The organism is Mesorhizobium sp. M0011 (assembly GCF_040324155.1).
Taxonomy (GTDB): Bacteria; Pseudomonadota; Alphaproteobacteria; order Rhizobiales; family Rhizobiaceae; genus Mesorhizobium.
In genome coordinates this window covers 119,674-142,383 of record NZ_JAMYVQ010000009.1, presented here as the reverse complement: position 1 = coordinate 142,383, position 22,710 = coordinate 119,674, and the positions used below count along the sequence as shown (strand labels likewise).

Sequence of the window (22,710 nt, the reverse complement as noted above, 5' to 3'; positions counted from 1 at the left end):
TCTCACCGCGCCAGGGCGCATGCCGGTCAAACCACGCGCCGGCGTCTGGCGCCGGCTGGTCAGGCGCCGTCTCGCACTGCTTGGGCTGATGATCGTCGCCATTGTCGTTGCCGGCGCCGTGCTGGCGCCATGGCTGACTGGCTATGATCCCAACGAGCAGATGTTCGACGGCCTGACCATCGAGGGCTCGCCCTTGCCGCCGGATGCAAAATTCTGGCTGGGCACCGACCTGCTCGGCCGTGACCTGTTGACCCGCATCCTCTACGGCGCCCGCACCTCGCTGATCATCGGCATCGTCGCCAATGGCGTGGCGCTGTTCATCGGCACGCTGGTCGGTGTTGTCGCCGGCTATTTCCGTGGCTGGATCGGCAGCGCGCTGATGCGCTTCACCGATTTGATGATGGCGTTTCCGGCACTGCTGCTCGCCATTTGCCTGGCGGCAGTGTTCGAGCCCAGCCTGTGGATCGTCGCCATGGTCATCGCGCTGGTCAACTGGGTGCAGACCGCGCGCGTCATCTACACCGAGACCTCATCGCTGGCGGAGCGTGAGTTCATCGATGCCGAACGCACCATTGGGGCGAGCGCGCCGCGCATCCTGTTTCGCCACATCCTGCCGCATCTGCTGCCGACCATCATCGTCTGGGGCACGCTCGGTATCTCGACCACGGTGCTGCTCGAGGCGACACTCTCCTTCCTCGGCATCGGCGTGCAGCCGCCGACGGCGTCCTGGGGCAACATCATCTTCGAGAACCAGACCTATTTCCAGGCCGCGCCCTGGCTGGTGTTCTTCCCTGGGGCGGCGATCCTGGCGCTGGCGCTCGCCTTCAACCTGATCGGCGATGCGCTTCGCGACATTCTCGATCCGACGCAGAGGGGCCGGGCATGATCGCCTATCTCGGCCGCCGCCTGGTCCAGTCGCTGCTGATCCTGCTCGGCGTCTCGCTGATCACCTTCGCGCTGCTCTATCTCCTGCCCGCCGATCCGGTGCGCCAGATCGCCGGTCGCAGCGCCACGCCGCAGACGGTCGAGAACATCCGCCAGCAGCTCGGCCTCGACCAGCCCTTCATCGTCCAGTACTGGCGCTATCTCACGAAGCTCATCAGCGGCGATCTCGGCCGCTCCTACATCCAGCGCTCCGAAGTCACCGAGCTGATCGTCTCACGGCTGCCGGCCACTTTGTTGCTGATGGTCGGCGCCATCCTGTGCGAGCTGCTGCTCGGCCTGAGCATGGGGCTGATCGCTGCCGTCAAGCGCGGTACCGCCACCGACCAGACGCTGATGGTCGCCTCCTTCGTCGGCGTCTCGGCACCGCAATTCGTCGTAGGCCTCTTGCTGCTCTACGTCTTTGCCGTGCGGCTGAGCTGGTTCCCGATCGGCGGCTACGGCACCTGGCGGCATCTGGTGCTGCCGTCGCTGACCATGGGCATCCTCGGCGCCGGCTGGTACGCGCGCATGATGCGCTCGTCGATGATCGATGTTCTGCGCCAGGATTATGTCCGCACCGCCCGCGCCAAGGGCCTGGCGCGGCGAGCCATCCTGTTCCGCCATGCACTGCCCAACGCCATCCTGCCGGTCATCGCCATGATCGGCATCGACATCGGCATCTTCATGGGTGGCATTGTCGTCGTCGAAAGCGTGTTCGGCTGGCCTGGCATTGGCCAGCTGGCGTGGCAGGCCATCCAGCGCGTGGACATCCCGATCATCATGGGCGTCACCCTGATCTCGGCCTTCGCCATCGTGCTCGGTAATCTGCTGGCCGACGTCATCGCGCCCTTCATCGACCCCCGCATCAAGCTCAGATGAAAATGAAAACCAGACAGAGAAAGGGAACATAAAAATGAAAAAGTTTCTCGCATCCACGGTAGCGGTATCGGCGCTGGCGCTGATGCTCGGCATGACAAGTGTTCGCGCCGAAGACGCCGTCGACCCGAACGCCAAGCAGGGCGGCGCCATCACCATCACCTACAAGGACGATGTCGCCACGCTCGATCCGGCGATCGGTTATGACTGGCAGAACTGGTCGATGATCAAGAGCCTGTTCGACGGGCTGATGGACTACGAGCCGGGCACCACCAATTTGAAACCCGATCTCGCCGAAAGCTACGAGATCTCGCCCGACGGCAAGACCTTCACCTTCAAGCTGCGCCATGGCGTGAAATTTCACAATGGCCGCGAAATGACCGCCGACGACGTGAAATATTCGCTCGACCGCGTCACCAATCCAAAGACCCAGAGCCCCGGCGCCGGCTTTTTCGGCTCGATCAAGGGCTATGACGATGTCGCCGCCGGCAAGGCCGAGAGCCTCTCCGGCGTCACCGTCGTCGACCCCTACACGGTCAAGTTCGAACTGACCCGCCCCGACGCAACCTTCCTGCATGTCATGGCCATCAACTTCTCGCATGTCGTGCCGAAGGAAGAGGTCGAGAAATACGGCGCCGATTTCGGCAAGCATCCGGTCGGCACCGGCGCCTTCAAGCTCGCCGAGTGGACACTCGGCCAGCGCATCGTCTTCGAGCGCAATGCGGACTATTGGCACAAGGGCCTGCCGCATCTGGACAAGATCACCTTCGAGATCGGCCAGGAGCCGATCGTGGCGCTGTTGCGCCTGCAGAAGGGCTAGATCGACGTGCCCGGCGACGGCATTCCGCCGGCAAAATTCCAGGAGGTGATGGCCGATCCCGAGCAGAAGGCGCGTGTCGTCGAAGGCGGCCAGCTGCACACCGGCTATGTCACCATGAACACCACCATGGCGCCGTTCGACAATGTGAAGGTGCGCCAGGCGGTCAACATGGCGATCAACAAGGCGCGGGTCATCCAGATCATCAACGGCCGCGCCGTGCCGGCCAACCAGCCGCTGCCGCCGTCGATGCCCGGCTACGACAAGGAATACAAGGGCTATCCCTATGACGTCGCCAAGGCCAAGGCGCTGCTTGCCGAAGCCGGCCATCCCGATGGTTTCGAGACGCAATTGTTCGCCATGAACACCGATCCCAACCCGCGCATCGCCCAGGCGATCCAGCAGGACCTGGCGGCCATTGGCATTAAGGCCAGCATCCAGTCGCTGGCGCAGGCCAATGTCATTGCCGCCGGCGGCGACAAGGCCGGCGCACCGATGATCTGGTCCGGCGGCATGGCCTGGATCGCCGATTTCCCGGATCCATCGAACTTCTACGGCCCGATCCTCGGCTGCGCCGGTGCGGTGCCGGGCGGCTGGAACTGGTCGTGGTATTGCAACAAGGATCTCGATGCCAAGGCGACCGAGGCCGACTCGGTGGTCGATCCAGCCAAGGCCGGCGAGCGCGACAAGATGTGGAGCGCCATCTACGACAAGGTGATGGAAGACGCGCCCTGGGCGCCGGTCTTCAACGAGCAGCGCTTCAGCATGAAATCGGCGCGCATGGGCGGCGCCGACAACCTCTATGTCGACCCGGTCCATATCCCGATCAACTACGACAATGTGTACGTAAAAGATGTGCAATAACTGCGACTACACCATCCACGGGCGCCAACATCATTTCGGCTGGGACAATTCGTTTGCCCCGGCCGAGCGGGTGGCGCCTGGCTCGACCATCGAGTTCCAGTGCCTGGATTCCTCCGGCGGCCAGTTGAAGGCCGACAGCACGGTCGCCGACGTCGCCAGGCTCGACTTCGCCACCGTCAATCCGGTGACCGGGCCGATCTTCGTCGAGGGCGCCGAGCCGGGTGACGCGCTGAAGGTGACGATCGAGATGTTCAAACCGTCCGGCTTCGGCTGGACGGCCAACATTCCCGGTTTCGGGCTGCTCGCCGACGACTTCAAGGAGCCGGCGCTGAACATCTGGAAATACGACGCTGCCTCGCTCGAGCCGGCGCTGTTCGGCAAAAATGCGAGGGTGCCGCTGAAACCCTTCGCCGGCACCATCGGCAACGCCCTGGCGGAAAAGGGTCACCACTCGGTGGTCCCGCCAAGACGCGTCGGCGGCAATCTCGACATCCGCGATCTCGCCGCCGGCACCACGCTGTACCTGCCGGTGGAAGTGGCGGGCGCGCTGTTTTCGGTCGGCGACACCCATGCCGCGCAAGGCGACGGCGAGGTCTGCGGCACGGCGATCGAAAGTCCGATGGACGTCGTGCTCAAGCTCGACCTGGTCAAGGATGCCAGGCTGAAGACGCCGCGCTTCACCACGCCAGGCCCGGTGACGCGCCATCTCGACGCCAAGGGCTATGAGGTGACGACGGGAGTTGGGCCGGACCTGATGACGGGTGCAAAGGAGGCGGTTGCCCAGATGGTCGACCTGCTTTCCACCCGCTACAGAATAGACCCCGTCGAGGCCTACATGCTGGCCTCGGTCTGCGGCGATCTCCGCATCAGCGAGATCGTCGACATGCCGAACTGGGTGGTGTCGTTCTACTTCCCGCGCTGCGTGTTTGAATGAGGTTGGGCCGGCGCTGCACCCCCCTCTGTCCTGCCGGACATCTCCCCCGCAAGGGGGGAGATCGGATGTCACGACGGGCTTCGCCACTTTTCCACGGTGACGAATGGACGCCGCGGCAAAGCCGCCAATCTCCCCCCTTGCGGGGGAGATGTCCGGCAGGACAGAGGGGGGTGTGCCGGAGTAAATCCCCCTCCGGGTCACACGCGCAATGATCGCCGCCAGCAAACCCATCCTCCACATCGCCAACCTCTGCGTCAGCGTGCGCGGCGAAGATGGCGAGCGCGAGGTCGTCTCCGACCTGTCGCTGACTTTGGCGCGTGGCGAGACGCTCTGCATTGCCGGTGAATCCGGCTCCGGCAAATCGATGACCGCACTGGCCATCATGCAATTGCTGCCGCAGCCCTCGGCACGCATATCGTCTGGGAAAATCCATCTCGGCGATACAGATCTGACAACTCTGGACGAGCGCCGGATGCGGCGCATCCGCGGCGACCGCATCGCCATGATCTTCCAGGAGCCGATGACCTCGCTCAACCCCGTGCTGTCGATCGGCCGGCAGCTCACCGAATCCATTGAGGCACACACCAGCCTGTCGCAGGGCGAAGTCCGCCGGCGCGCCATCGAGGCTCTGAAAGCTGTGCGCATTTCGGAAGCCGAAAGCCGGCTAAAGCAGTTTCCGCACGAGCTCTCCGGCGGCATGCGCCAGAGGGTGATGATCGCCATGGCGCTGGCGCTCGAGCCGGACGTGCTGATCGCCGACGAGCCGACGACGGCGCTCGACGTCACCGTGCAAGGCGAGGTGCTGGAGCTGCTGCGAGACCTGCAGCGCCAGCACGGCACCAGTGTCATCCTGATCACCCACGACATGGGCGTGGTCGCCGAAATGGCCGACCGCGTCATCATTATGCGGCATGGCCGCATGGTCGAAGAGGGAAAAACCGCTGACATTTTTGCCAGGCCGCAAGCCGACTACACGCGCGAGCTGCTCGCCGCCGTGCCGCGTATCGGTAAGCGCAAGGATCTGGAGCCGGCGCCGGCCCCCTCACCCAGCCTCCGCTCCGCTCGGCTGACCTCTCCCCAAGGGGAGAGGAGTTCTCCGGAGTTCGCGCTGGCCTCTTCTCCCTCACGGGGAGAAGGTGGCCCGGAGGGCCGGATGAGGGGGCGCGACGCTGGAGACTCAAACGCCGTCGCCATGGTCCACGACCTGCATGTCCGCTTCGACCTGCATGGCGGCTTCTTCGGCCGAGTCACCCGCCGCGTTCACGCCGTCGAAGGCGTCAGCTTTTCGATCGCGCCCAACGAGACGCTGGCGCTGGTCGGCGAATCCGGTTGCGGCAAGTCGACCACCGCCAAGGCACTGGCCGGACTGGTGCCGTACAGCGGCGACATCGTCATTGGCGGGCGCAATCTGTCCGGCCTCGGCCGCGACGAGCGCAAGGCGGTACGCCGCGACGTGCAGATGATTTTCCAGGACCCCTACGCCTCGCTCGACCCGCGCATGCGCGTCGGCGACCTCGTCGCCGAGCCGCTGCTGATCCATGGCATCGCCTCGAAGCAAGAGCGCAGCGAGCGTGTGGCCGCGCTGTTCGAGCGCGTCGGCCTGTCGGCTGACCAGATGGAGCTCTATCCGCATGAATTCTCCGGCGGCCAGCGCCAGCGCGTCTGTATTGCACGCGCTCTTGCGCTGCGGCCTAAGCTGATCATCGCCGACGAAAGCGTCTCGGCGCTCGACGTCTCGGTGCAGGCGCGCGTGCTCGATCTGTTGAAGGAATTGCAGCGCGAATTCGGCGTCGCCTATCTCTTCATCTCGCACGACATGGCTGTGGTCGAGAACATCTCCGACCGCGTCGCCGTCATGTATCTCGGCCAGATCGTCGAGATGGGCACGCGCGACCAGGTCTTTTCCAACCCGCGCCACCCCTACACCAGACGCCTCATCGAAGCCGTGCCGGTGCCCGATCCAGCCAAGCGACGAAGCCGCTTCGCCCGCCTCGACCAGGAGATCCCGAGCGCCACCCGCAGGATCGGCGAGGCGCCGTTGAAACTGGCGCTGAGGGATGTCGGCAACGGCCACCTCGTCGCCGCCGAGGGCTGAGGTAAGGATTGCCACAGGTCGCGGCTCACGTGTTTGTGTTTCCATCCAGGGCTCAAGGTGGCGTTCCGCCGCCAAAGCGCATCGCTTCGATCACGAAATCCGGGACGGCCTCTTGCCCTATGTCCGCTTCTTCCTCATGTTCAATACCATTGCCGATGATCGATCGTAGGGGGCGGCCGGATTCATCGTAATGGGAGGAAGTCAACCATGAAGGTAAGCCTTTTCGTTTCCGCAGCGCTTCTCGCCGCATCCGCGATCCCCGCCTCGGCCGCCGAAATTTCCGACGGCAAGGTCAAGATCGGCATCCTCAACGACCAATCGGGCGTCTATGCCGATTTCGGCGGCAAGTGGTCGGTCGAGGCGGCCAAGATGGCGGTCGAGGATTTCGGCGGCAAGGTGCAGGGAGCGCCGATAGAAATCATCAGCGCCGACCACCAGAACAAGCCCGATATCGCCTCCAACATCGCGCGGCAGTGGTACGACACCGAACAGGTCGATGCCATCATGGAATTGACGACCTCTTCGGTGGCGCTCGCCGTCCAGGGGATTTCGAAGGAAAAGAAGAAGATCGATATCGTTACCGGCGCGGCGACCACTGAGCTGACCGGCAAACAATGCTCGCCCTATGGCTTCCACTGGGCCTATGACACACATTCGCAAGCGGTGGGGACCGGCGGCTCTCTCGTGCAGCAGGGCGGCGACAGCTGGTTCTTCGTCACCGTCGACTATGCGTTCGGCTATTCGCTGAAGGATCAGACCACCAAGTTCGTCGAGAGCCATGGCGGCAAGGTGCTGGGCGAGGTGCGTTATCCCCTGGGATCGACCGATTATTCGTCCTTCCTGCTACAGGCGCAATCGTCGGGCGCCAAAGTCATCGGTCTGGCCAATGCCGGCCTCGATACCTCCAACTCGATCAAGCAGGCGGCCGAATTCGGCATCGTGCAGGGCGGTCAGCGTCTTGCCGCACTCCTGTTCACGCTGGCCGAGGTGCATGGGCTTGGCCTTCAAGCGGCGCAGGGCGTTGTGCTGACCGAAGGCTATTATTGGGATCGCGACGACAAGAGCCGCGAATTCGGGCAGCGCTTTTTCAAGCGCACCAACCGCATGCCGAACATGATCCAGGCCTCGACCTATTCGGCGGTGACGCAGTATTTGAAAGCGATCGACAAGGCCGGCACGGACGAGACCGAAGCCGTCGCCAAGCAACTGCATTCGATGCCCGTGGACGACGCCGCCATCACCAACGGCAAAGTGCAGGCGGACGGCAACATGGTCCACGACATGTACCTCTATCAGGTCAAGTCGCCAGCCGAGAGCACCAAGGAGTGGGATTACTACAAATATCTCGCCACCATTCCTGGCAACGAGGCCTTCCTGAGCGAAAAGGAAAGCGGCTGTCCGACGGCCGGCCAGTGATCGGCGCGGCCGATGGCGCCGACTGACCTGAGCGCAAACGAGCCGCCTGTGGTGCTTTCCGCCCGCGGGTTGCGGCGTGACTTTGCCGGCTTCATCGCCGTCAAAAACGTCGATCTCGATGTCCGCCATGGCAACATCCATGCCCTGATCGGACCCAACGGCGCCGGCAAGACGACCGTCTTCAACCTGCTCACCAAGTTCCTGGCGCCAACCAGCGGCAGGATCGAACTGCTTGGCCACGACATCACCCGCACCTCGCCGGCCAAGGTCGCGCGGATGGGCCTGGTGCGCTCGTTCCAAATATCGGCGATTTTTCCGCACCTCAGCGTGCTCGACAATGTGCGCGTCGCGCTGCAGCGGCCTGGTGGTCTTGCCGTTCAATTCTGGCGCTCGCTCGCGGCGCTCGACCGGCTGACGCCGCGCGCCGAGGAACTGCTGCGCTCGGTCGGTCTCGACGACGCCAGGAACAGGCTCGCCGGCGACCTTTCCTATGGCAGGAAACGCGTGCTGGAGATCGCCACGACCCTGGCGCTCGATCCGAAAGTGCTGCTGCTGGACGAGCCGATGGCCGGCATGGGGCATGAGGACGTGGCCACGGTTTCCGACCTTATCCGTTCGGTGGCCAGGGATCGCGCCGTGCTGATGGTCGAGCACAATCTGACTGTGGTGGCCGACCTTTGCGACTGGATAACGGTCATGCAGCGCGGCGAGGTGCTGGCCGCCGGCGACTACGCCACGGTCAGCCGCGACGAGCGCGTCAAGATCGCCTATATGGGCACCGCCGATGACTAGTGCCGCACCTCTGCTTGCCGTCAGCGGCCTCCACGCCTGGTATGGCGAGGGCCATGCGCTGCACGGCGTCGATCTGGAGGTGTTTTCCGGCGAGACGGTCACACTGCTCGGCCGCAACGGCGTCGGCAAGACGACGACGCTGCGCGCCATCATGGGGCTGATCCGCAAGCGGACCGGCCAGATCGCCTTCGACGGCAAGGATCTGATGCGGCTGCCGCTGCACCGCACCGCGCATCAAGGCATCGGCTTCGTGCCGGAGGAGCGCGGCATCTTCGCGACGCTGACCGTCGACGAGAACCTGGTGCTGCCGCCGGTCGTCGCCGAAGGCGGCATGAGCGTCGAGGAGATATTCGATCTCTTCCCCAATCTGAAGGAGCGGCGCAACAGTCCCGGCACGAGGCTGTCGGGCGGCGAACAGCAGATGCTGGCGATCGCGCGCATGTTGAGAACCGGTGTGAAAATGCTGCTTCTCGACGAGCCGACGGAGGGTTTGGCCCCCGTCATCGTGCAGCGCATTGGCGCGTTGCTGGCGACGTTGAAAAAGTGCGGCATGACGATCCTGCTGGTCGAGCAGAACTTCCGCTTCGCCAGTCGTGTCGCCGACCGTTTCTATCTGATGGAGCACGGCAAGGTGGTGGCGGGGTTTCCGGTCGGCGAACTGCCGGACCGCATGACGCTGCTCCACGAAGTCCTGGGTGTATGATGGCGCCATGACGATGATCTTCGGCATCCCCGTTCAGGCTTTCCTCGGCCAGTTGCTGGTCGGCCTGATCAACGGCTCGTTCTACGCCATGCTGAGCCTGGGCCTGGCTGTCATATTCGGCCTGCTGCGAGTCATCAATTTCGCCCATGGCGCCCAATATATGCTCGGCGCCTTCGTCGGGTATCTGCTGCTCACCCATCTCGGCATCGGCTACTGGCCGGCGCTGATCCTTGCACCGCTGATCGTCGGTGTCTTCGGCATCGTGGTCGAGCGCCTGGCGCTGTCGCGGCTGTACGACCTCGACCCGCTCTACGGGCTGCTCTTCACCTTCGGCCTCGCGCTCGTGCTCGAAGGCATCTTCCGCTACTATTACGGCGTCTCGGGAAACCCCTACGCCGTACCGCCGCTGCTTTCGGGAGGCACCAATCTCGGCTTCATGTTCCTGCCCAACTATCGCGGCTGGGTCGTCGTCGCCTCGCTGATCGTCTGCTTCGGAACCTGGGCGCTGATCGAGAAGACCAGGCTCGGTTCCTACCTGCGCGCCGCGACGGAGAATCCCCGCCTCGTCCAGGCTTTCGGCGTCAACGTGCCGTTGCTGCTGACCCTGACCTACGGCCTCGGCTCCGCGCTGGCCGGGCTTGCCGGGATTCTGGCAGCGCCGATCTATCAGGTGAGCCCGCTTATGGGGTCGGATCTCATCATCGTCGTCTTCGCCGTCGTCGTGGTCGGCGGCATGGGATCGATCCTTGGCGCCATCGTCACCGGCTACATGCTTGGCCTTGCCGAAGGCCTGACCAAGGTCTTCTATCCCGAGGCCTCCAACCTCGTGGTCTTCGTCATCATGGCGATTGTGCTTCTGGTCCGGCCGGCCGGCCTGTTCGGAAGGGACGCCTGACATGTCGGAACTGACGCTTCGCGAGACATCGGCCAAAACCTCGGCACGGCTTGAATGGACGCTGGTCGGGCTCGGCATCCTGGCGCTGCTGGTCGCACCCTTCCTGGTCTATCCGATCTTCCTGATGAAGATGCTGTGCTTCGCGCTGTTTGCCTGCGCGTTCAATCTTCTGCTTGGTTACACCGGGCTGCTGTCATTCGGCCACGCAACCTTCTTTGGCGGCGCCGCCTATTTCACCGCGCATGCCGTCAAGGTCTGGGGCTGGCCGCCGGAAGCCGGCATTCTGCTCGGCATGGCGGGTGCGGCCCTGCTCGGCCTCGTCATGGGCTTCTTCGCCATTCGCCGGCAAGGCATCTATTTCGCCATGATCACGCTGGCGCTGTCGCAGATGTTCTTCTTCTTCTGCGTGCAGGCGCCGTTCACGCAAGGCGAGGACGGCATTCAGGGCATACCGCGCGGCATGCTGCTAGGCGTCCTCGACCTGAACGTCTCGCTGAACATGTATTATTTCGTGCTGGCGGTGTTCCTGATCGGCGTCTTCGCCATCTGGCGCATCGTCAATTCGCCGTTCGGCATGATCCTGCGCTCGATCCGCGAGAACGAGAACCGCGCCATTTCGCTGGGCTATTCCGTCGCCAACTACAAGCTGGGCGCCTTCGTCATGTCGGCGGCGCTGGCCGGGCTGGCCGGCTCGCTCAAGGCGATCGTCTTCCAGTTCGCCACGCTCACCGACGTCACCTGGCAGATGTCGGGCGAGGTGATCCTGATGACGCTTCTCGGCGGCATCGGTACGATGGTCGGGCCGATCATCGGCGCCAGCCTTGTCATCGGCCTGGAAAACACGCTTGCCACTTCCGGCTTTCCGGTGACCATCGCCACCGGCCTGATCTTCATGGTGTGCGTGCTGATCTTCCGGCGCGGCATCGTCGGCGAATTTTACGCGCGGATTTTCGGGCGGGCGGGAAAGGACTGATCAGCTGCAGGTTGGTGGGACGCGGTTTGCGCGTGGTGACATGCGTCACCACAATGAGCACCTGTCCGGATTCTTCAGAAAACTATAGACCTCGATCAATCGAGGCGACTGCTTGCGACCTGGGGCAATCGCGACCCCATCGGAACGGGTGAGCACTGCTGTGGACAAATCGTGATGCGCGCATTCTTTCGATTGGTTGCGGTTATGACCGTGGTGTCCGGCGTGACCGGCTGCACCAGCATTTCCTACTACGCGCAATCCATGAAGGGTCATCTGCAGATCATGACCGCACGCCAGGATGTCGGAAAACTGATCGAGGATCCTTCGACGCCGAAGGCGTTGCGCGCCCGAATGGCATCGGCGAGCGCCATACGACAGTTTGCGACAGATGAACTGGCGTTGCCCGACAACAACAGCTACCGCAGCTATGTCGACATTGGTCGGGACTCGGTGACATGGGCTGTCTTCGCCGCGCCGGCATTTTCGCTGACGCCGCGAACATGGTGTTTTCCTGTTTTCGGCTGCGTTCCCTACCGGGGATATTTCTCCAGGAAGTCCGCGACTGAAACCGCCGTCGAACTTCAAGAACAGGGCATGGACGTCTATGTGACGGGCATCACTGCATATTCCACGCTTGGCTGGTCGAGTGACCCGCTGCTAAGCACGATGTTCGGCGAGGATAAAACCTATCTTGCAGGGCTGATTTTCCATGAACTGGCCCACCAGCGCGTCTATGTGCACGACGATTCCGCTTTCAACGAGGCGTTCGCTGTCGCCGTCGAAACAACCGGCGTGAAAAAATGGCTGCGCGCGACTGGCGATACCGCCGCATTGCGCCGTTACGAAGCCGCCCGGGGACGCAAGGCTGAATTTCTTTCGCTGGTGTCGCGGACCCGGGACGAGTTGGCGCAAGTCTATTCCAACTCCGGCACCTCGGAGCAAAAACTGGCCGCGAAGACGGCCGCGATTGAACGGCTGCGGATGCGCTACCGACACATGCGCGACACGCGCTGGGGCCGATACCGAGGATACGATGCCTGGTTCGCGTCCCCGATCAACAATGCAAAGCTCGCCGCGACGTCCGTTTATAGCGATCGGGTGACCGCGTTTCTGCGCCTGTTCGACTTGTGCTCGGGCGACTATGTCAGGTTCTATGCATCGGTCCGGCGGATTGGCGCACTGGACCAAGCTCACCGCGTCGAAGCACTTGCGGCGGCAGATCGCTGTTATTGAGTCAGCTCGTGAGGCGTCCACGGAACAACGTGCAGCCGTCCGTCAGGCGCGACCTGGAGATATCGCGGAATCCAGCCTCGGTCATCCACGCGCGATACTGACCTTCAGTGTACGATTGGCCGTTGCGATAGAGGTTCAGGAAGGTGAGATTGAGAAAGACACCCTCAGGCGGGCCGAGGCGGTCGTCATCGACGACACCCCACCCGGCAATTGCGATCTCGCCGCCACGTGTAAGGCAACGCGCCGCGTTCAGGATCGAACTGCGCGCCTTGTCCGGCGGAAGCACCTGGACGACGGCCTTCAGGATCGCCAGATCGTGCCGACGGACCGATGGCGCGGCGGTTATATCTCCCTCTTCGACAACCACGTCGTAGGCACCGTATTCCGACAGGATAGCTGGCGCGACCGCTGCGACCGTCGGCAGTTCCATCAGCGTCGCCGCAATGTGCGGCCACCGCTCGCGAAGCCCGACCAGTATGGTCCCGGCACCCCCGCCGATGTCGATCACCGAACCGACCGCCGAGAGGTCCATCTCCTGGGCCAGATGTCGGCCGAAAATCACCCCACCCGGTGCGAGCATGCGGCTGAAGGCCGCCGCGGACTCAGGTCCCGCCTCGGAAAAGTCGTGCAGCGCGGCCGGCCGGTTCTGTCGCAGCGACTCTGCGGTCAAAAGGTCGGCTCCCCAGAGCTCGCGCAGCAGCGCATGATCGCCGCCGCGATAGGTCGGCTTGGACGCGTCGAGGAACTCCGACGCTTCGGCTCCGTTGCGAAATTGACCATCCTTGACTTCAAGGAGGCCGATGCTGGCGAGCGCGTAGAGGAGCCGTGACAGACGATCGGGTTCGACTTTGAGGGTGGCCGCGAGGCTGTCGGCAGTCACCGCGCTTTCACTGAGCCGGGTGAAGATGCCAAGGTCCAATCCGGCGCGAAGCGCCAAGGCGGGGGGCACCGCTGCGATCAACTTGTCGATCCGATCAAAATCCACCATGTCACATCCTCTCCGCGATCCAGGATCGGCCTTGAAACAACTCCCATGGATTAGAACTTACAGTCCCGACGTCCGGATGGCGACGGACCGGCCGAGAACTCCCAGTGGCGCGGTTGGGAGAGCGCGCGGTTCTACTGGTCCGAGAACCGCACGCTCACGCCGCGCTGCCGAAAATAAGCCTGCATCAACTTGCGGCCCGAGCGGTTGTTCTGCGCCAGCTTGGTCGGATCGAACACCGCCTGTTTTATCCCCTCTCGCGTCAGCGCCGCCTTAAGCGCCGCGATATGTGTGTCGATGTAGGCATTGTCCGCCCGGAGCGAGGCATAGATGCTCTCGGTCGCCTCGGCCACGGTCAGTTCGCTCATTGGTGTGGTCCTTTGGTTGGTTGGGCGGCGCTTAGCACAGATTCGCGGTCCGCCGATACCGAGACCGTCAGTACACAGCGCCCGTCGCGAAAGCGAACCGTTCCTTATGGAGCTTCGTAGAGTTCCAGCGGCAATCCATCCGGGTCCCTGAAAAAGGTAAACCGTTGGTCTGTGTATGGGTCGATCCGGATTGGCTCGACGGCAACGCCTGCAGCTTCCAGGCGGATAATTACGGGCTCAAGATTAGCCACAGCAAATGCCAGATGTCTCAGGCCTGTAGCCTCTGGGTGGGGCGGCCGCATCGCCGGTGCAGGGAAGGAGAACAATTCCAGTTGGGCCGACCCGATCCGCAGATCCGCCTTCCATGACTGCCGCTCCTCCCGATAAACCTCCCGGATCAGATCGAGGCCGAGGAGTTCGACGTAGAACCGTCGCGACCGGTCATAGTCGGTGCAGATGAGCGCGACGTGGTGAATGGCGTTCAGCATGCTGCTAACTCCAGTCAAGCTGGGATGTGAGGCCAAGGTGCTTCAAGGCCTGGATCGTCGCGCGCCATGGCTCCGATTTGCCCTGTCCTTCCACCTCACCCATAACACCCGCGTTCCACCGCCAGCCGCCGCACCAGCGCCAGCACGGCATCGATGGTCGGGGTCGGCTTGTCCGTTAGCCGGCCAAGTTCCTGCACCGCGCTCACCAGCGCGTCGATTTCCATCGGCCGGCCGCGCTCCAGGTCCTGCAGCATCGAGGTCTTGTGTTCGCCGACATCGCCGGCGCCCTTGATGCGCCGGTCGACCGCTATGGGAAAACGCACGCCGAGGCTTTCGCCGATCGCCTGCGCCTCCAGCATCATGGTGCGGGCGAGCGTGCGGGTGCCTTCGTCGGCGACGATCGCCGCCAGCGTGCTGCCGGTCAGCGCCGAGATCGGATTGAAGGAGAGATTGCCCCACAGCTTCACCCAGATCTCGCTGCGTATGTCGTCGCGCACCGGCACCTGCAGCCCGGCCTTGACCATCTCCTCGGCCAGAAGCGTGACCCGTTCGCTGCGCTCGCCCGAGGGCTCGCCGAGCGAGAAACGCTTGCCCTCGACATGGCGGATGAGGCCCGGCGCATCGACCTCGACCGCGGGATAGACAACCGAGCCGATGATGCGCTGCGGTCCGATCCGCTGCCAGATCGCGCCGCCCGGATCGACCGCGTTCAGCCTGGTGCCTTCGAGCGGACCGCCGACGCCGTGGAAATACCACCAGGGCACGCCGTTCTGCATGGTGACGACGGCGGTGTCTTGCCCGAGTAGCGGGGCGATCTGGTCAAGGGCCGAGGTGAGGGAATGGGCTTTTAGCGCCAGAACCACATAATCCTGGACGCCAAGTTCCTCGGCTTTCGCGGCGGCCCGGACGGGGACGGACGTCTCCTGGCCGTCCTCGATCAGGCGCAGGCCATTTGCCTTGATCGCTTCCAGATGCGCCCCGCGCGCGACGATCGAAAGATCGGTCCGCCCAGTCATGGCAAGCTTGGCCGCGAGATAGCCGCCGATCGCACCGGCGCCGAAGATGGTGATCTTCATCGTCAAAGCCCGAGTTTGGCGGCAAGGCCGATGCGCTGCAATTTGCCGGTCGCGCCCTTGGGGATCTCGTCCAGGATCAGGATCTTGCGCGGCACCTTGAAGTCGGCAAGCCGCGTCGCGGCATAGGTGCGAATGTCGCCCTCGGTGGCACTGATGCCTTCGCGCAGCACAACCGCCGCGGCCACCTCCTCGCCAAGCTTGTCATGCGGCATGGCGAAGGTGACGACCTGCGCCACCGCCGGATGGTCCATCAGCACATCGTCGACCTCGAGCGGCGAGATCTTTTCGCCGCCGCGGTTGATGATCTCCTTGAGCCGTCCGGTAACCCTGAGATAGCCGTCTTCGTCGAGCACGCCCTGGTCGCCGGTGTGGAACCAGTCATGCGCGAAGGCGGTGGCGTTGGCATCCGGGTTCTTCTCGTAGCCAACAGTCACATTGGGCCCGCGAATGACGATCTCGCCGGTCTCGCCGGCATTAAGCAGCCGCCCGTCGGGCGCCATGACAGCCACTTCCGGACCGGCGGAGGCCCCGACGCTGCCCGGCTTGCGCTGGCCCGGCGGCAGCCGGTTCGACGCCATCTGGTGCGCCGCCTCGGTCATCCCGTAGGATTCGATCACCGGGCAGCCGAAGGTCGCTTCCAGCTCAGTCATCACCTGCGCCGGCAGCGATGCCGAGGACGAGCGGATGAAGCGCAGCCGCGCAGCCGCCAGCGCCTCGGTGTTGCGTGCCGCGCGGGGCAGGATCGCCTGATGCATGGTCGGCACCGCCGTGTACCAGGTCGGCCGCGCGTCGCTCAGCCACTGGAAGAAGCGCAGCGCGTTGAAGCCGGGCGTGCAGTAGATGCTGCCGCCCGATGCCAGCGACGACAGCACCGCCGCGATCAGGCCGTGAATGTGGAACAGCGGCATGATGTTGAGGCAGCGGTCATCGGCCGTCAGGCCAAGCGTGCCGCCGATATGGGCAGCCGAGGCTGCGATGTTGGCATGGCTGAGCGGCACCAGTTTTGGCCGCGACGTCGTGCCGGAGGTGTGCAGCAAAAGCGCGATGTCGCCGTCTTGCGCCATGTCGGGTGATGCCGGGGGTCCGATCGCCGCGCCCTCGATCGCAAAACTGCCGGCGGGTGTGGCGGGCTGCACGACAAGCCGCAGCACGCCGATGCCGAGGCGTTCGGCCACCGTCACCGCCGGTCCGGTCTCGCCCTCCGCGACAAGGATCGCCTTGGCGCCGATGTCGGTCAGGTAGAAATCGAGCTCGTCGGCCCGGTAGGCGGGGTTGAGCGGAGCCGTCGAGGCGGCGGCCGCCACGGCGACGAAGGCGGTGGCCATCTCGGGCCCGTTCGGCAGCACGATCGCCACCCTGTCGCCCCGGCCGATGCCGCGCGCATGCAGCTGTTTTGCCGTGTCGGCCATCAGGCTGCGCAATCCGCCATGGCTGAGCGTTGCCCTGTCGGGTGCCAGGATAGCGGGCGCATCGTCGACGCCGGTGGCAAAACGGCGGGAGAGATCTGCGTGGGTTTCGGCTTGGGTCATGATCACCGGCTGGATTTCGAACGACTATTGGCGGGAGCCCGGCTGACGGGCTTACCTCGATACGGATACGCCATTGGACAACGGATTGCGTCAGTAGCCAAGCGCCAAACCATCCTTGCGCGGATCGGAGGCGCCGGTCAGCGTCCCCTTCTCCCAGTCGATCAGCACCACCTGTCCGCCGCCCAGCGGGTGATGCGGTTCGGCGATGCGGTGGCCGCGCCGCCGCAGGCCCTCGATTGCCTCGGCGGGAACGCCACGCTCGGTCTCCACGGTGTCGTCATTGTAAAACACCCTCGGCGCATCCAGCGCCTGCTGCGGGTCCATGCCGAAGTCGATCATGTTGGTCAGCAGATGGACATGTCCGAAGGGCTGGTAGCCGCCGCCCATGACGCCGAACGGCATCACAACGCGGCCGTTCTTCGTCGCCATGCCCGGCATGATCGTGTGCATCGGCCGCTTGCCCGGCGCGATCGCGTTCGGATGCGCAGGCTCAAGGCGGAAGCTGGAACCGCGGTTCTGCAGCACGATACCGGTCTTCGGGCCGACCACGCCGCTGCCGAACGAATAATAGGTCGAGTTGATGAAGGAAACCGCGTTGCGGTCGCGGTCGACGATGGAGATGTAGACCGTGTCGCTGCCGGGCAACTCCACGCGCGGCAGATGCGTCATGGCGCGCTCGCGATCGATCTCGGCGCGCAGCCGATCGGCATAGCCGCTGGACAGGAGCTGCTTCACGGGCACCGGGACATGGTCCTGGTCGCCGACATAACGGTCGCGGTCGCGATAGGCCAGGCGCCCGGCCTCGATCTCCAGATGCAGGCGCTCGGCGCCATTGGGGTCAAGTCCGCCAAGCTCGAAGCCCGACAGCAAATTGAGCATCAAAAGCGCCGTCAGCCCCTGATTGTTCGGCGGCATCTGGTGGATGTCATGGCCGCCATAGGAGGTGCTGACCGGCGCCACATAGTCGCCTCTGGTCGCGGCAAAATCCTCGGCCGTATGAAGTCCGCCCAATTCGTTGAGCCGGCTAACCATATCGTCGGCGACAGCGCCTTCGTAGAAACCGGACCGGCCGTGTTTGGCGATGATGCGCAAGGTCTCCGCCAGTTCCGGCTGCCGGTGGACGTCGCCGGCCTTCGGCGCCTTGCCGCCGGGCAGGAAGATGCGTGCGGCGTGCTCGTCGGCCGACAGATCGGTCTCCGGCTCGGCCCAGTCGAAGGCGACGCGATCATGCACGACATAGCCGTTTTCGGCATAATGGATGGCCGGCGCCAGCGCCTCGGCAAGGCCCTTGCGGCCATGGTCCTCGAGCAGGCGGCTCCAGGCGTCGACGGCGCCCGGCACGGTGACCGCATGCGGTCCCTGCAGCGGGATTCGGTCGAAGCCTTTTTCGAGATACCAGTCGACCGTCGCATTGGCCGGCGCCCGCCCCGAGCCGTTGAAGGCCAGCACATTGCCTTGTCCCGCAGGGCTATAGAGCACGAAGCAGTCGCCGCCGATGCCGGTCGATTGCGGCTCGACCACGCCCTGCACGGCGGCGGCGCAGACGGCGGCATCCATGGCATTGCCGCCGGAGCGCAGCATGTCGATGGCGGCAAGGGTTGCAAGCGGATGCGAGGTCGCGGCAACCGCCTCGGTGGCACGAACCGGCGAGCGGCCTGGAAACTGGAAATCACGCATTCTGTCTGGATATCCCCTGGTCACGTCTGCAAATTGGTCACTTCTGCGAATTCGTCTGGTGAAATCAATGCCGCCGGCCGAAGATCTGCGCAACCGACAACAGCACGACCGAGAGCACGATCAGGCAGGTCGAGATGGCGGCGATCGTCGGGTCGATCTGGTCGCGCAGCGCGTTGAACATGCGGCGTGTCAATGTCGTGGTCTCGCCGCCCGATATGAACAGCGAAACCACCACTTCGTCGAAGGAGGTGATGAAGGCAAACAGCGCGCCCGAGACGATCGAGAAGCGGATCTGCGGCATCGTCACCTGCCAGAAGGCGGCGACACGGCCGGCACCTAAGCTGCGCGCCACCCGCTCCTGATTCATGTCGTAGGAGCGCAACCCCGACAGCACGGTCAGCACCACCAGCGGCAGCGCCTGCACCGTATGTGCGATGACCAGGCCGGTCAGCGTGTTGTTGAGCCCGATGCGCGCATAGAGGAAGAAGGTGCCGATGCCGATCAGGATCACCGGGACGATCAGCGACGCCGTCAGCAACGCGTTGATGGTGCCGTTGAAGCGCAGCGTGCCCCGGTTGATGGCATAGGCAGCCGCGGTGCCGAGCGGTGTCGCCACCAGCACGGTCATAACAGCCACCTTGACCGAGACGATCGTGGCGTCGCGCCATTCCAGTGAGCCGAAATAGGTCTGGTACCAGCGCAGCGACCATTGCTGCGGCGGGAATTGCAGCAGCGTCGAATCCGAAAACGACATGATGACGATAATGATCGACGGCGCGATCAGGAACAGCAGCACGAGGCCGCCGAGGCAATAGAGCCACAGACGTTGCCGATGCGAGATCGGCAGGCCGACATCCTCGCTCATCGTGAACTCCAGACACCTGTGGCGCGCGCGCCGAGCAGCCATTGGAACAGGCCGAGAAGCGCCAGCGTGACCACCAGCAGCACCACGCCCAGTGCTGCACCCGCACCCCAGTTGGAATAGAGGCTGGTGGTCTGTTCCATGCGCATCGCCCACATGATGACCTTGCCGCCGCCCATCAGCGCAGGCGTGACGAAGAAGCCCAGGCACAGCACGAAGACGATGACCACGCCCGAGGCGAGGCCGGGCAGCGAAAGCGGAAAGAAGATCTGCCGGAAGGTAGCGGCCGGGCCGGCACCGAGATTCATGCCGGCGCGCAGGCAGTCGGTGTCGATTGTCTTCATCGAGGCGTAAAGCGGCAGCACCAGGAACGGCAGCAGGATATGCGTCATGCCGATGACGACGCCCGAAAAATTGTTGGCGAGCGACAGCGGCTGGCTGATCACGCCGAGGTCGATCAGCCAGCTGTTGATCAGGCCCTTGCGCTGCAGGATCACCAGCCAGGCATAGGTGCGCACCAGAACCGATGTCCAGAACGGCAGGATGACGAAGATCAGGCAGATCGACGCCGCCCGGCGCGGCAGCTGCGACAGCATGTAAGCCAGGGGATAGCCAAGCAGAACACAGGCGCCGGTGACGATGAAGGCGACCTTGAAGGTGGTGACGAAGGTCTTGATGTAGGAGGCCTGCTCGAAGAAGCGCGCATAATTGGCGGCACTCAGCGCGCCGGCCTCGTCGAACAGCGACAGCCAGAACAGCCAGCCGATGGGCACGATGATGATGGCGAAGACCAGCAACAGGCTTGGCGACAGCAGCGCCAGCAGCCGTAGTGATTCACGCCGGGCGTCGGCGCGAAGTGCCTGCTTGTTGAGCTCCCGGCCTGCGGCGCTGCCAATCTCTTCCATGAGGGCGGTCTGCGCGCTCATCAGTCTGCCGCCACCAGGATCGTGTCCTGCGCATCGAGACCGAATGAGACTGGATGGCCGGGTGCGGGCATTTTCGCCAGCACATCGCTGCGGCAATAGTCGCGCAAAGTCAGCTGCCGGCCGTCGCGCAGCACGGCATAGCAGACGAAGCTGTCGCCCTGATAGATGATGTCGCTGACTTTCGCCTCGAGCACGTTGATGCCGCTTGTCGGTTTGGCGTTTGGCAAGAGCCGCAGCTTTTCCGGCCGCACCACCATCAGGTGCTGGCCTGCCGCCGGCACGGGTGCCGCGGTGTGGATTCTCCGGTCCTCATACCAGACGGAGCCGTTGCGGCACTCGACCGGAATGAAATTCGATTCGCCGATGAAGCCGGCTACAAATTGCGTCCGCGGCGTGGCGTAGAGGGTTTCGGGCTTGTCGAGCTGTTCGATGCGCCCGCCATTCATCACCGCGATGCGGTCCGACATGGTGATGGCTTCGCGCTGGTCATGCGTGACATAGACCGTGGTCATGCCAAGCCGGCGATGCAGGGCGCGCAGTTCGATCTGCATATGCTCGCGCAGGCCCTTGTCCAATGCCGACAGGGGCTCATCCATCAGCACGATGCGCGGTTCGAAGACGATGGCGCGCGCCAGCGCCACGCGCTGGCGCTGGCCGCCGGAGAGCTGGTCGACCCGGCGCTCGCCCAGCCCCTGCAATTTCACCAGATCGAGCGCCTTTTCGACACGCTCGGCCGTCTCGGCGGCGGCAACGCCGCGCTGCTTCAGCGGAAAGGCGATGTTGTGAAAGACGTTCATATGCGGAAACAGCGCGTAGTTCTGAAACACCATGCCGATGTTGCGCTTGTGCGGCGGCGTGGTGATGATCTCGTCGCCGCCGACCCTGATCGAGCCGGCATTGGCCCGCACAAAGCCGGCCAGGATCATCAACAGCGTCGTCTTGCCGGAACCGGAAGGCCCCAGCAGCGTCAGGAATTCACCAGCCTCAACGTCGAGGTTGAGGTCGCGCAGCACAGGCACGCTGCCAAATCGTTTCTCGATCCCGCGCATGCCGATCGGCAACGCGGATGGCGCAATGGACAAGATTTTTCTCTCCCAGGGGCTGAGGCGGCGAAAGCAGGGCGAGGCGTCGCCCTGCCGTGGTTTGGGTTGCGGCCGCAGCCTATTGCTGGATCAGATTGTTGAACTTTTCCGTCGCCTCGACCAGATTGTCGCGCCAGAACTCGGCATCCTGCAACACTTGCTTCTTGACGTTTTCGGGCGCCGAATTGATGTCCTCGATCCTGTCCTGTGGGATCTTGCCGGTCTCGAAAGCCTTCTCGTTGACCGGGCCATTATCGACATAGAGCGGCAGATTGGCCTGCAATTGCGGGCTGACGAACATCGCCAGCGCCTTCATCGCGGCTTCCTTGTTCTTGGAGCCCTTGGGGATGACCATGCAGTCGGCGGTCAGCACGCCCTGGTCGAAGGAGAAGCTGACCGGCGCGCCTTCCTTCTTCAAGGTGCCGGCACGGCCGTTCCAGATGCTCGCCATGTCGACTTCACCGTCCTTCACCAGCTGCATGGCCTGCGCGCCGGAGGTCCACCAGGCGTCGATATGGCCACGGATCTTGTCGACGGATTTCAACGCGCCGTCGATATTGACCGGATAGACCTTGTCGATCGGAATGCCTTCGGCCAGTGCCGCGACGCTCAGCGTTTCGGTCGCCTGGCTGCCGCTCAGCGCGCGCCGTCCCGGAAACTTTTCCGCGTTCCAGAAGTCGGCCCAGGTCTTCGGGCCTTTGTCGCCGAACACGTCGGTCCGGTAGATCAGCACGACGGATGTGTAGGAAATGCCGACCCAGTCGTCGTGGACCAGCTTCGGGTTGATGCCGCTCTTGTCGATGATGCCGTAGTCGAGCTTCTCGAACAGCCCTTCCTTCGAGCCGCGCGCACATTCGTCGGCGCCAAGTTCGGTGATGTCCCACTTCACCGCATTGCCGGTCACCTGCAGCCGGACGTCGTCGAGGCCGTTGGTGGTGTCTTCCTTGATGGTGATGCCGAGCGCGTCGGCGGTAGGCTTGAAAAACGCCTTGGTCTGCGCCTCCTGGTAGGTGCCGCCCCATGAGGCGACGGTGATGGTGTCGCCCGCCATGGCGGGGGCCGCGAGCGAAGCCATGAGGCCCGCCATCGCAACGATACTAACGCTTCTGGTCCTGTTCATTTTTTCGGCTCTCCAACCGGTGTTCCCATTGTTTTTGATTTGGCATGCTATTTTGTATACAATTTTGAGTGTAGC

General features: G+C 63.8%; 20 protein-coding genes and 1 pseudogene. 11 read left to right on the top strand and 10 right to left on the bottom strand.

The annotated features are described in order from the left end of the window. Positions 1-19: 19 nt before the first annotated feature. The 11 genes and pseudogenes from NKK51_RS13205 (at position 20) to NKK51_RS13155 (ending at position 12,522) form a co-directional block, all read left to right on the top strand. Positions 20-886, top strand: a complete 867-nt coding sequence (locus tag NKK51_RS13205; RefSeq protein ID WP_196815320.1) for an ABC transporter permease — start codon at positions 20-22, stop codon at positions 884-886. Continuing rightward, positions 883-1,803 carry an ABC transporter permease gene (locus tag NKK51_RS13200; RefSeq protein ID WP_352553218.1) on the top strand — a complete coding sequence of 307 codons (921 nt, stop codon included), beginning with the start codon at positions 883-885 and terminating at the stop codon, positions 1,801-1,803. The genes NKK51_RS13205 and NKK51_RS13200 overlap by 4 nt, the downstream gene beginning before the upstream one ends. A gap of 82 nt (positions 1,804-1,885) precedes the next feature. Next, positions 1,886-3,481, top strand: a pseudogene (locus NKK51_RS13195) (ABC transporter substrate-binding protein). Continuing rightward, positions 3,471-4,415 (top strand): acetamidase/formamidase family protein, encoded by a 945-nt coding sequence (locus NKK51_RS13190; RefSeq protein ID WP_352553216.1) that lies wholly within the window; start codon positions 3,471-3,473, stop codon positions 4,413-4,415. Before NKK51_RS13195 ends, NKK51_RS13190 begins: the two are co-directional and overlap by 11 nt. A gap of 208 nt (positions 4,416-4,623) precedes the next feature. Beyond that, a complete protein-coding gene (locus tag NKK51_RS13185) occupies positions 4,624-6,510 on the top strand; it encodes an ABC transporter ATP-binding protein (protein WP_352553214.1) in 1,887 nt (628 codons plus the stop codon). Positions 6,511-6,717: 207 nt separating this feature from the next. Beyond that, the gene (locus tag NKK51_RS13180; RefSeq protein WP_027040146.1) at positions 6,718-7,926 is read left to right on the top strand and encodes an ABC transporter substrate-binding protein; all 1,209 of its coding nucleotides are present in this window, start codon (positions 6,718-6,720) and stop codon (positions 7,924-7,926) included. Positions 7,927-7,938: 12 nt separating this feature from the next. Then, positions 7,939-8,718, top strand: a complete 780-nt coding sequence (locus NKK51_RS13175; RefSeq protein WP_352553213.1) for an ABC transporter ATP-binding protein — start codon at positions 7,939-7,941, stop codon at positions 8,716-8,718. Beyond that, on the top strand, positions 8,711-9,421 hold the full coding sequence (locus NKK51_RS13170; protein ID WP_352553211.1) for an ABC transporter ATP-binding protein: 711 nt from the start codon (positions 8,711-8,713) through the stop codon (positions 9,419-9,421). Before NKK51_RS13175 ends, NKK51_RS13170 begins: the two co-directional genes overlap by 8 nt. Before the next feature lie 7 nt (positions 9,422-9,428). After that, positions 9,429-10,316 carry a branched-chain amino acid ABC transporter permease gene (locus NKK51_RS13165; RefSeq protein WP_127294643.1) on the top strand — a complete coding sequence of 296 codons (888 nt, stop codon included), beginning with the start codon at positions 9,429-9,431 and terminating at the stop codon, positions 10,314-10,316. A 1-nt stretch (position 10,317) separates the two neighbouring features. Beyond that, entirely contained in the window at positions 10,318-11,289 is a 972-nt protein-coding gene (locus NKK51_RS13160) for a branched-chain amino acid ABC transporter permease (RefSeq protein WP_352553209.1), read from the top strand. Between the two features lie 174 nt (positions 11,290-11,463). Beyond that, on the top strand, positions 11,464-12,522 hold the full coding sequence (locus tag NKK51_RS13155) for an aminopeptidase (protein ID WP_352553207.1): 1,059 nt from the start codon (positions 11,464-11,466) through the stop codon (positions 12,520-12,522). 1 nt (position 12,523) lies between these two features. Here NKK51_RS13155 and NKK51_RS13150 read toward each other — a convergent pair whose 3' ends face one another. The 10 genes from NKK51_RS13150 to NKK51_RS13105 form a co-directional block, all read right to left on the bottom strand. Continuing rightward, positions 12,524-13,510, bottom strand: coding sequence for a methyltransferase (locus tag NKK51_RS13150; protein ID WP_352553205.1), 987 nt, complete (start codon positions 13,508-13,510; stop codon positions 12,524-12,526). Between the two features lie 131 nt (positions 13,511-13,641). Further along, the gene (locus NKK51_RS13145; protein ID WP_352553203.1) at positions 13,642-13,875 is read right to left on the bottom strand and encodes a hypothetical protein; all 234 of its coding nucleotides are present in this window, start codon (positions 13,873-13,875) and stop codon (positions 13,642-13,644) included. A 104-nt stretch (positions 13,876-13,979) separates the two neighbouring features. Beyond that, positions 13,980-14,363, bottom strand: a complete 384-nt coding sequence (gene gloA2, locus NKK51_RS13140) for an SMU1112c/YaeR family gloxylase I-like metalloprotein (protein ID WP_352553201.1) — start codon at positions 14,361-14,363, stop codon at positions 13,980-13,982. Positions 14,364-14,458: 95 nt separating this feature from the next. Continuing rightward, the gene (locus NKK51_RS13135) at positions 14,459-15,439 is read right to left on the bottom strand and encodes a 2-dehydropantoate 2-reductase (protein WP_352553200.1); all 981 of its coding nucleotides are present in this window, start codon (positions 15,437-15,439) and stop codon (positions 14,459-14,461) included. A gap of 2 nt (positions 15,440-15,441) precedes the next feature. After that, positions 15,442-16,968: an acyl--CoA ligase gene (locus tag NKK51_RS13130; protein ID WP_352553198.1), complete on the bottom strand. Its 1,527-nt coding sequence runs from the start codon at positions 16,966-16,968 to the stop codon at positions 15,442-15,444. 90 nt (positions 16,969-17,058) lie between these two features. After that, a complete protein-coding gene (ggt, locus tag NKK51_RS13125) occupies positions 17,059-18,645 on the bottom strand; it encodes a gamma-glutamyltransferase (protein ID WP_352553196.1) in 1,587 nt (528 codons plus the stop codon). 64 nt (positions 18,646-18,709) lie between these two features. Then, entirely contained in the window at positions 18,710-19,510 is an 801-nt protein-coding gene (locus NKK51_RS13120) for an ABC transporter permease (protein ID WP_023810805.1), read from the bottom strand. Further along, on the bottom strand, positions 19,507-20,433 hold the full coding sequence (locus NKK51_RS13115) for an ABC transporter permease (RefSeq protein WP_352553194.1): 927 nt from the start codon (positions 20,431-20,433) through the stop codon (positions 19,507-19,509). Before NKK51_RS13115 ends, NKK51_RS13120 begins: the two co-directional genes overlap by 4 nt. Then, positions 20,433-21,515 carry an ABC transporter ATP-binding protein gene (locus NKK51_RS13110; RefSeq protein WP_352553192.1) on the bottom strand — a complete coding sequence of 361 codons (1,083 nt, stop codon included), beginning with the start codon at positions 21,513-21,515 and terminating at the stop codon, positions 20,433-20,435. The genes NKK51_RS13115 and NKK51_RS13110 overlap by 1 nt, the downstream gene beginning before the upstream one ends. A gap of 79 nt (positions 21,516-21,594) precedes the next feature. Further along, on the bottom strand, positions 21,595-22,635 hold the full coding sequence (locus NKK51_RS13105) for an ABC transporter substrate-binding protein (RefSeq protein ID WP_352553190.1): 1,041 nt from the start codon (positions 22,633-22,635) through the stop codon (positions 21,595-21,597). Between the last annotated feature and the right edge of the window lie 75 nt (positions 22,636-22,710).